Origin of the sequence: Acetobacter sp. (assembly GCF_052102375.1) — a bacterium.
GTDB lineage: Bacteria > Pseudomonadota > Alphaproteobacteria > Acetobacterales > Acetobacteraceae > Acetobacter.
On record NZ_JBQDXI010000002.1, the window covers coordinates 146,985 to 156,218 of the forward strand.

Genomic DNA, 9,234 nt, shown 5'->3' on the forward strand with positions numbered 1-9,234 from the left:
GCGTGTAGGGCGGGGTAAATCGACCATTTATTGCCAGATACTCCGCCTGTGCTCACTGTTTCTTTCTGACTTCAAGGTTGCAGACCCCCTATGGCCGACGCCCTTCCCTATACCGATGCCGACCCATCCGTTGCTGAACTTCTGGCAACACATCCACACTTGAAGATGGACGGCATAAGCGGCTTGCTGATGGATGGGGTGCCCCTTAACGCCATAGCCAATGCCGTAGGCACACCCTGCTGGGTTATCAGCGCTGACACAATCCGCGCACGGATGGCGCGTCTACGCGCAGCCATGCAGCAGGCTGAACTTGATGTCTCCATCCATTTTGCCGTTAAAGCCAATGATCATCTGGCAGTCCTCTCGCTTTTAAGGGCAGAGGGATATGGTGCCGATATCGTCAGCGGTGGCGAACTGGCGCGTGCCCTTACTGCAGGCATCGCGGCACATAACATCGTTTTTTCCGGGGTGGGAAAAACGGATGCCGAACTGGAAGAAGCCCTGCGCGTTGGGGTGGGTCAGATCAATGTGGAAAGCGCTGAGGAACTTGATATTCTGTCAGCCCTCGCCCAGAAACACGGTCGCACTGCCACCATCACCTTACGAATTAACCCGGATGTGGATGCCAAGACCCACGCCAAGATTACAACCGGGCTGGCAGCCAACAAATTTGGCATTCCGTTTGAAGATGCTGCTGCGCTTTATGCTCATGCAACCCAATTGCCCGGCATAAAGCCTGTAGGGTTTGCAACCCATATTGGCAGCCAGATTTTGTCTGTTGCACCCTATCGGGCTGCTTATGCCCGCATGGCAACACTTATCGAATCAGTCCGCGCGCAAGGCCTGCCGGTAACGGTCATGGATTGCGGCGGCGGCCTTGGTATTTCCTACCGCACGGAACCGGAAGGGCAACCGGAGGCTCTGGCCGGAGCCATCAAGGCAGAACTGGGCCATTTGGGCTTAAAGCTTGCCATTGAACCGGGGCGCTGGCCTGTAGGACCTGCTGGTGTACTGCTTGGGGAAGTTATTTTGCATAAGGCGCGCGGGCATGACGCCCCTTTTGTTGTGCTTGATGCCGCCATGAACGACCTGCTCCGCCCAAGCATGTATGACGCATGGCACGGCATCGTCCCCCTAAGCGCACATGATGCGGCAAGCCCTTCCGCCCCGGCGCATGTGGTCGGCCCGGTTTGTGAAACGGGAGACACCTTCGCCCGTGACCGCCTGCTCCCACCGTTGCACCGTGGATCCCGCGTAGCCATTCTGGATACAGGCGCTTATGGTGCTGTCATGAGTTCAACATACAATAGCAGGCCTCTGGCTGCAGAAGTGTTGATTGATAACGGAACATGGCATGTTATCCGTGACCGGCAGCCGCTTGCCAGCTTATGGCAGGCGGAAACCGTTCCCTCCCATCTTACCGGAAAAAGATGACAGCAGGTGACCTGAAAAACAGTCTGGCCTCAAGCTCGGCGCAGAATGGCTCCCTTGCCGCACGGCTTGCGACGGCACGCCGCAATGCGGCACTGGTCCTACGCCTTGAAACGCTTTGGCCTGCCCTTCAGCCCACAGTCGGGTTGCTGGGGGTATATACGGCGGCAAGCCTTCTGCGCCTGCCGCAACATCTGTCAGACGGTCTTCGGTTGGTCACAATTACCGGGTGGTTGGGCCTGTGTGGCTGGCGGTTATACCGCGACCTCAGCAGCCTTAAACCACCAAGCACCAGCGCCATTGACCGGCGCATTGAAAGTGCTTCAGGGCTCACCAACCGCCCCCTTGCCACGCTGACAGACAAACCTGCGGGTCATGCAGATGCCAAAACATCCGCGCTCTGGGCCGAGCATCAGCACCGTGTTCTGTCAAAACTCGGCACGTTACGGGCGGGGTGGCCCTCCCTACTCCCACGCACCCGCCTGCATCAGGCTCTGGCTGCCGCTGTATTAGTTGCATTGGCGGGTACAGCGCTTGAAGCCGGGCCTCACGCCCTAAGCCGTATCGCCGCCGGTTTTATTCCGGGCCGTGATGATGCAGACGTCCCGCTACCCCACATAGAAGCATGGATAACCCCCCCTGCTTATACGCCAGATGCGCCGGTTTTTCTGAATCCTTTAAAAACCAGTCCCAGCGTTCCAGAAGGGGCAAGACTGACGGTTATTGTCACCGGGTTAAAAACCCACCCAACGGTGCGTGCAGCCAAGGGCATGGTGCTGACAGACGAAGCCACGCAAACACTGGATGCACAAAGCTGGAAGCTAGAGGTCTCGGTTAAGCATACAGGGCTTATCACACTGGCAGGACGTGGGCGTGTTCTGGCCCAATGGCCTGTTACCGTGCTGCCAGATGCCCAGCCTTCTGCCAAATGGGGAGACAAACCGGGAGCCAGCAAAGGCGAATGGCGGACACGCTTACCGTTTGAAGCCGCACATGCCTATGGCCTGAGCGCTTTATCCGTCGAGCTACACCTGACACATCCGGGTAAAAACACCCCTCCCCGTACTCTGACAATTCCTCTGCCGCTATCAGGGCAACCCAAATCAACCAAAGGGGCTGTAACACCTGACCTGTCAGAAGATCCGTGGGCGGGGGAAGAGGTCACAGGCCAGATTGTTGCCCGCTCCATCAGCGGTCATGAAGGCAAAAGTACTCCTGCGACCTTCCATCTTGGGGCACGGACCTTCCATTCCCCAGTAGCGCGGGCCGTGCTGGAACTGCGCAAACGCTATGCGCTGGGCCGCGAAAGCCGGAGCGGCACCGCAACCGACCTTGAGGCTTTAGGCGAGACTCCCGGCCCGATTTACGATCACACAGGGATGTTCCTAAACCTGACCAGCATTGTGTCCATGCTGGAAAATACACGCATCGAACCAGAAGCAGCACGTACTGGTGCTGTCAACATGCTGTGGGATCTGGCGCTGGACATAGAGGACAGACGCAAGGGTGATGATGCCTCTGCTCTGGCGTCTCTGGATGTGAGAGCAGCTCAGGCTGCTGTGGCGCAACAACTCCGGCACATGCGTGAGGATGACAATAAGAGCCAGCAGGCGCGGGAGGAACTGGAGCGCCGGATGCAAACGTTGAAAGACGCTATTGCCCGCAAAATGCAGGCTCTGGCAGCACAAGCCATGCGTGAACATACGGCCATTCCAGACCTGCCGGGCTTTTCCCGTGCAGGCGACAAAGCTTTTTCCAAACTGATGCAGCAGCTTGAGCGCGATGCCACCAACGGTCAGTCCGGTGAGGCTCTTGAGCGGCTGCAACAGATGGAAGACGCCACTGAGCGGATGCGTAACGCCACCCCGCAGGATATGGCCGCAATGGCGCAGCAAATGATGGCGCAGGCCAAAGTGCGGGAACAAACGGCAGCCTTGCGTGACCTGACCAGTAAACAGGCCAGCCTGCTGGACCATGCCCAGTCAAGGCTGGATGAGGTTTTACGCGCCCAGAGCCGCGAACAAAATGCGTTGGCCGATGATGGTGGAGACGGTGACCAAGACTATGGCAGTATGCCTACCGGCGAACTGTTACGCAGGCTCGGCCTACCTGTTCCGCCCGATGCTGGCACTGCCTCCCCGCCCCCAGCACCCATGCTGGACCCCGCAAAAGCGGAAGAACAGGCTGCCGCCCGGCGCACTGACCGTGCGAATCAGAAAGCCCTGACCCATGCGCTGGACGAACTAAAAGACGAATTCAAAGACCTGACCGGCAAAACCCCGCCCGCTTTCGAAGACGCTCAAAAAAGCATGAAAGACGCCCGCAAGGCGCTGGCAGATGGGGAGGACAGCGCAGCAGCCACGGCGCAGGAAAAAGTGCTTGAGGCCCTGCGGAAAGGCCGCCAGCAGATGCAGGACGCCCTAAAAGGCAATGGTAAAAACGCCATGCCCAGTTTCCTGCCCGCATTTGGTGGCAGCGGCGGAGAAGGTAGCGGTCAGGAAGGCCAAAGCCAGCACGGTGATGGCGGCTCTACCCCGGATGACGAGAGTGACGAGAACGGAGACCAACAAAAACAGCAGGGCAAACGCGACCCTCTGGGCCGCCGCCTTGGTGAAGGGGGAGACCAAGCCCCGGATGATGGTACCCACGTGCCCGATACGGTTGCCCGCCAACGTGCCCGGGATATTGAGCAGGAACTACGCCGCCGCGACTCAGACCGCACCCGTCCACAACAGGAACTGGACTATCTGGACAGGCTCCTCAAACCGTTCTGAGGGCTATTCTGAAAGGAAAACGGGAAACTCAGTTCATGGGCGTGTTACATAAACCAGACCGACACCCCGTTTATCAGGTTGCTGCTTCTGGCTACGCCCGAACAATGTCCTTATGGTTGCACAAACGCAGTATGGTGCTTGCGGCCGGTTTTGTGTGGATGGCTCTTTTTTCTATTGCCTCAAGCCATGCACAAGGGCCAGCTTACCGCGAGCATCTCGCTGGTGTCGGCCCGCAGGACCCTCGGCAGAAAGTTAATACACGCCAGATGCCCTGGGCTGCCATTGGCCGGGTGCAAACAGAACTTGGCAGCCGCTGCACAGGCTTTTTGCTAAGCCCTGTTGTGGTGCAGACAGCAGCCCACTGCCTGTGGCTTTCCGCCACCCATCGGTTTGTGCAACCGGAGAGTGTGCACTTTCTACTCGCTTACAGTGGCGGCCATTACAGTGATCATGCGCGTGTGACACATTTTGTTATCCCGCCAGGCTACACCACGGCACAGGAACACCAATTGGCAGGACTGGACCACGCCACCCTCATTCTTGACCATCCAGTAGCAAAGCCTGATGCCGTTTTTCATGTCACCGCCACACTGCAGGATGTAACACCGGGCACGTCCGTCAGTCTCGGTGGCTATGAGCAGAACCAGCCGGACATTATCACCGCAGATACGCACTGCCACCTAACCGGCACGACACAGGACGGGCAAGGCAACCTGTTACTGACCCACGATTGCGCTGGCACACATGGCAGTAGTGGTGCTCCGCTACTCCGGCAAAATGCAACCGGATGGCAGGTCGTAGGTGTGCAAGCTCTGGCTCACACCGCAGGAGCGGGCGGAGACGCTGTGCCACTACTGGCTACAAAAACACCTTAATTTTTCTCAGGCTTTCTCACCCAACTCTAGCAGCCTTACTCTGATCGTGCGGCCTTCAACACCGCAGCAAGCAGGCCGGGAAAGCGCTGTTCCAATTCCACATCACGCAGGCTGTTCATATGCAGCGCGCCGACCACTTCCGTGCGCACAACGCCTGCGCGGCGCAACACCATGAAATGATGCGATACCGATGATTTGGGTCGCCCTGCTTGCAGTGGACCACACGGCTGAGGCTGCGCTTCCGCCAATTTTTGCACGACAGACAACCGGTACGGGTCTGACAAGGCATGCAAGACGGCCGTGAGGTCAAATGCCTCTATCAAAGGGTGCTCATACTGCTTCATGCCCCTCTTTTAGCGCTATGCCCTTGCGTTACTCAATAGTTCGATTATATTCGAACTATTACCAGCGCCTGTTACGTCAGGCCGCACCCCGCAGAAAAGGTTCATAGCATGACCGGTCTTTTCACCCCTTATACCCTTAAGGATGTAACACTCCGCAACCGCATTACCGTTGCTCCCATGTGTCAGTATCAGGCGCAGGATGGTCTGCCAAATGACTGGCATACGGTACATTATAGCTCTCTCGCCCGTGGCGGCTCAGCGCTTGTTGTGGTGGAAGCAACTGCTGTTTCTCCAGAAGGACGCATTACCCCCGCTTGCCTTGGACTATGGAACGATGAACAGGCCGCTGCATTTGCCCCCGTTGTTGAGGGTATACGCAAAGCCGGAGCGGTACCGGGCATTCAGCTTGCCCACGCCGGACGTAAGGCCAGCGCCAACGTGCCGTGGGAAGGCGATGACCATATTCCCGCGCAAAATCCAAAAAGCTGGCAGCCCATCGCGCCATCGCCGGTTCCCTTTGGTGGCGACTTAAACCGCACGCCAGAGGCCATGACGTTTGACGATATCAGCCGTGTTAAAGCAGATTTTGTTAAAGCGGCGGAACGCGCACGGGATGCAGGGTTCCAGTGGTTGATGCTGCATTTTGCCCACGGCTATCTCGCGCAGAGCTTTTTTTCAGCCCACTCCAACCAGCGGACAGACCAGTATGGTGGATCTGCTGATAACCGGGGCCGCTTCCTGATTGAAACATTGCAAGCCGTCAAAGCTGTCTGGCCCGAAAATCTGCCGCTCTCCGTGCGCTTTGGCGTGATTGAATTTGACGGACGGGATGAAGAAACGTTTCAGGATTCCCTGAGTCTTCTGAAAAAACTACGGACGTCCGGTCTGGATTTTCTTGATGTCAGCATAGGTTTTTCCACCCCGGAAGCCAAAATACCGTGGGGTCCAGCTTTCATGGGACCTTGGGCACGCCGCGTAGCGGATGAGACCGGGCTTCCTGTTTCAACATCTTGGTACATTAGTGAAGGCAGACAAGCTGATGCCCTGATCCGTACAGGCGGACTGGATATGGTCTCTATAGGTCGCCCGTTGCTAGCCAACCCACACTGGCCGTTTGAAGCTGCAAAAGCCGTTCATAAGGCAGACCCTGCCTTCGTGCTTCCCTCTCCGTATGGCTGGTGGCTCAGCCGCTATAAGTAACATCGGACGGCATACAGGGGCAGGCATACTCCTGCCCCTAAACTTCTTTCTACGTCCCTTTTGGCAAACCCACACACTGTTCTCCACTCGGGAACTGACGCTGGCGGACGGCATTTGCGTAGTCCGCTACAGCTTTATCAACCTGTTCCGCCAAATTCCCAAACCGTTTGACAAACCGTGGCGTGAAGTCCGTAAAAAGCCCTAGCATGTCTTCGCCTACCAAAACCTGCCCACCACAGGCGGGAGAAGCACCAATCCCAATCGTGGGAATAGGCAGGCGCTCGGTAATGGCGCGCGCTAAAGGCTCCAGGGTACTTTCAATGACAACAGCAAAAGCCCCGGCATCTGAAACAGCTTGTGCATCCAGCATGATCTGGTCAGCTTCCTCTCCGCGTCCAACGGTCCGGAAACCACCATGCGTATGCACAGCCTGTGGTTTCAACCCGATATGGCCGATAACAGGAATACCACGCTGGGTTAGAAACTGAATGGTTTCGGCCATTTCAACCCCACCTTCCAGTTTCACGCAGCCTGCGCCTGTACGCGCCATCACCTCGGCAGCAGTCTGAAACGCTTGCTGAGGGCTTTGCTGGTAGCTGCCAAACGGCAAGTCAATGGCCACACAGGCATTCTGGCTGCCCCGCACAACAGCCTGCCCATGAGCAATCATCATCTCTGTGGTCACAGCTAAGGTAGAGTCCATGCCGTACACCACCATCCCCAGAGAATCCCCTACCAGTAACAGGTCACAGTGCGGATCCATCAGACGAGCCATTGGCGTGGTATAGGCCGTGAGAGAGACTATAGGCATATCCAACATGGCCAGTGAGCGGGGAGTATGCCGCCTGTTACCTGTATGTTTGCTCAAACCTTGTTCTCCTCATCAAAAAAGTGGCTCTGGTTTCGAGCATCATACCCACCAACAGCAGATCTGTTCCATGCCAGGCATTTTTTTTCACGAATATTGCCTCATATTGAACAGAGGGCGTTGACAAGAAACCGCCAGACCTTTAATTCACCCCTCAACAGCCTGGATGGGTGCCCGAGTGGCTAAAGGGGGCGGACTGTAAATCCGCTGGCGTACGCCTACGTTGGTTCGAATCCAACCCCATCCACCATTTTCCTTATTAAAATAAATATCATTTTTATGCCTCTAGGCGTTTTTTGCGTCCTTAAAAGGCCTATTGCTGCTGATTCCGTGGCTTGACTGACTCATTGCTTGAGGTGAGATCGCATCCGCACCATAGCCTGCAGAAAGAAAGAGAGTTTTCCAAAAAAGAACTTCGTTCTCTGCGGCTCAAAATTCATAAGCCTACATCGACACGATGGCTTGTTGAGAAACTCTGCCGCGCCTTGAGGAGAGTGGCATCTAGCTTCACATGGACGACAGTTTCCATACTGATGCCTCTAAAAGACCTGACCATCCATATACTGAATATGATGATGCGGGTCCGTAGTCGGGCTTCCCGCTACATTTCCACCCTAGTCGTGGCACCCAGTGAGACTATTCTTACTTTTAACAAAACATTCTTACCTCTCGAGCCACTGCCTCCAGTACCTCGAGAAGGAAAACTGTATGAACACCGATTCTATCGAAACAATTCTGGAGACAGAGTCGTGCAACACCACGCCGAGCTACGTTAGCCGCTTTTTATCATATGAACGGCTTCTACAATTAACAGCGACACCATTCCCAACTCGGGGAGTATCAAGTTCTGCTCTGCACTTCAACGTAACCATCAAATTGGTTAAATCAGGCAGACCGGCCTTCAGCAGCGAGAGACCGAACTATACCACCTAGCTATCCGCCCCAATTACAACAGCAGTAACAGGGACAAAAACAACGCATTAAACCGGACACCGCTAGAAATATCCTGCCGACTAAGACATCGTAATCCTGTAAGCACTATAAATAAGATCGACAAACTATCTAATTTCGTCGATTTTATCTCTTCATGCTTACAAAAATAAGACCACGATTATATATCTCAGCAAACGTTATATTTAGCACTGACGATATCAAATGTCATATCTCCTAGCATAACGCCTGGAGGACAAACATCTTCATGCCAATCGACTTCTTTAAAAACATCTGCGTCGAAATCTTTATATTTTCCGCGCGTGAAAAATCCAATTTTATTTTTGTATGGTAATTTAGAAAATTCTTCTAATGTTTTTTCAGTAAAACCATCTCTGTCGCTAATCTGAAAAAGAATATCATCATCAGAAGCTGGCAGTCTGCTTACCCTTCTTTTCCAACTATCTTTTGCATCATCTATATTTTGATAATGCAAGAAGAATATTTTAACATTATCAATGAATCCCACTATACAATTATGCAAAGAACTTTGCTCTTCACTATAAATTATATCTTTATTAACAATTTCTCTGAAATTTCTCAAAAAGTTGATATAGTCATCAGCTTCCATAAATAGGTTTATTGTCGGGGTCCGGAATTGTAAATGTTGCCGTGATAAAATTCGCCCTGCCCAGCAATTATTTGATATAATTGAATGTATTGATGGATTTTCCAATTTAATCTCCTTATTTTGATAGTCGACGCGGATTTCTCACAGTTGAGGCAATTTCGGTTCATTTTGTAGAATTCAG

The 9,234-nt window shown here is 54.2% G+C and carries 7 protein-coding genes and 1 tRNA gene; 5 read left to right on the plus strand and 3 right to left on the minus strand.

What is annotated here, in order from left to right:
* The first annotated feature begins 90 nt into the window (after positions 1-90).
* From lysA to ACTIDN_RS01645, 3 genes are read left to right on the plus strand one after another with little or no spacing between them, the layout of a single operon-like run.
* Positions 91-1,434 carry a diaminopimelate decarboxylase gene (lysA, locus tag ACTIDN_RS01635; protein ID WP_441375755.1) on the plus strand — a complete coding sequence of 448 codons (1,344 nt, stop codon included), beginning with the start codon at positions 91-93 and terminating at the stop codon, positions 1,432-1,434.
* Entirely contained in the window at positions 1,431-4,205 is a 2,775-nt protein-coding gene (locus ACTIDN_RS01640; protein WP_441375756.1) for a DUF4175 domain-containing protein, read from the plus strand. The genes lysA and ACTIDN_RS01640 overlap by 4 nt, the downstream gene beginning before the upstream one ends.
* 35 nt (positions 4,206-4,240) lie before the next feature.
* On the plus strand, positions 4,241-5,080 hold the full coding sequence (locus tag ACTIDN_RS01645) for a trypsin-like serine peptidase (protein WP_441375757.1): 840 nt from the start codon (positions 4,241-4,243) through the stop codon (positions 5,078-5,080).
* 35 nt (positions 5,081-5,115) lie between these two features.
* Here ACTIDN_RS01645 and ACTIDN_RS01650 read toward each other — a convergent pair whose 3' ends face one another.
* Positions 5,116-5,424: an ArsR/SmtB family transcription factor gene (locus tag ACTIDN_RS01650; RefSeq protein WP_441375758.1), complete on the minus strand. Its 309-nt coding sequence runs from the start codon at positions 5,422-5,424 to the stop codon at positions 5,116-5,118.
* A 108-nt stretch (positions 5,425-5,532) separates the two neighbouring features.
* Between ACTIDN_RS01650 and ACTIDN_RS01655 the strand changes: the two genes are divergently transcribed.
* Entirely contained in the window at positions 5,533-6,624 is a 1,092-nt protein-coding gene (locus ACTIDN_RS01655) for an NADH:flavin oxidoreductase/NADH oxidase (protein WP_441375759.1), read from the plus strand.
* A 49-nt stretch (positions 6,625-6,673) separates the two neighbouring features.
* Here the strand turns inward: ACTIDN_RS01655 and panB are convergent, their stop codons facing one another.
* Entirely contained in the window at positions 6,674-7,435 is a 762-nt protein-coding gene (gene panB / locus ACTIDN_RS01660) for a 3-methyl-2-oxobutanoate hydroxymethyltransferase (RefSeq protein WP_441375769.1), read from the minus strand.
* Between the two features lie 221 nt (positions 7,436-7,656).
* Between panB and ACTIDN_RS01665 the strand changes: the two genes are divergently transcribed.
* Positions 7,657-7,742, plus strand: a tRNA-Tyr gene (locus tag ACTIDN_RS01665).
* Between the two features lie 870 nt (positions 7,743-8,612).
* On the opposite strand, the gene ACTIDN_RS01670 is transcribed toward ACTIDN_RS01665, so the two are convergent.
* On the minus strand, positions 8,613-9,158 hold the full coding sequence (locus tag ACTIDN_RS01670; RefSeq protein ID WP_441375760.1) for a DUF1919 domain-containing protein: 546 nt from the start codon (positions 9,156-9,158) through the stop codon (positions 8,613-8,615).
* Between the last annotated feature and the right edge of the window lie 76 nt (positions 9,159-9,234).

Excerpts from the sequence above, each read along its gene's own strand:
- lysA (WP_441375755.1), top strand. The coding sequence starts at position 91 with ATGGCCGACGCCCTTCCCTATACCGATGCCGACCCATCCGTTGCTGAA.
- panB (WP_441375769.1), bottom strand. The coding sequence starts at position 7,435 with ATGCCTATAGTCTCTCTCACGGCCTATACCACGCCAATGGCTCGTCTG.
- ACTIDN_RS01645 (WP_441375757.1), top strand. The coding sequence starts at position 4,241 with ATGGGCGTGTTACATAAACCAGACCGACACCCCGTTTATCAGGTTGCT.
- ACTIDN_RS01655 (WP_441375759.1), top strand. The coding sequence starts at position 5,533 with ATGACCGGTCTTTTCACCCCTTATACCCTTAAGGATGTAACACTCCGC.
- ACTIDN_RS01650 (WP_441375758.1), bottom strand. The coding sequence starts at position 5,424 with ATGAAGCAGTATGAGCACCCTTTGATAGAGGCATTTGACCTCACGGCC.
- ACTIDN_RS01640 (WP_441375756.1), top strand. The coding sequence starts at position 1,431 with ATGACAGCAGGTGACCTGAAAAACAGTCTGGCCTCAAGCTCGGCGCAG.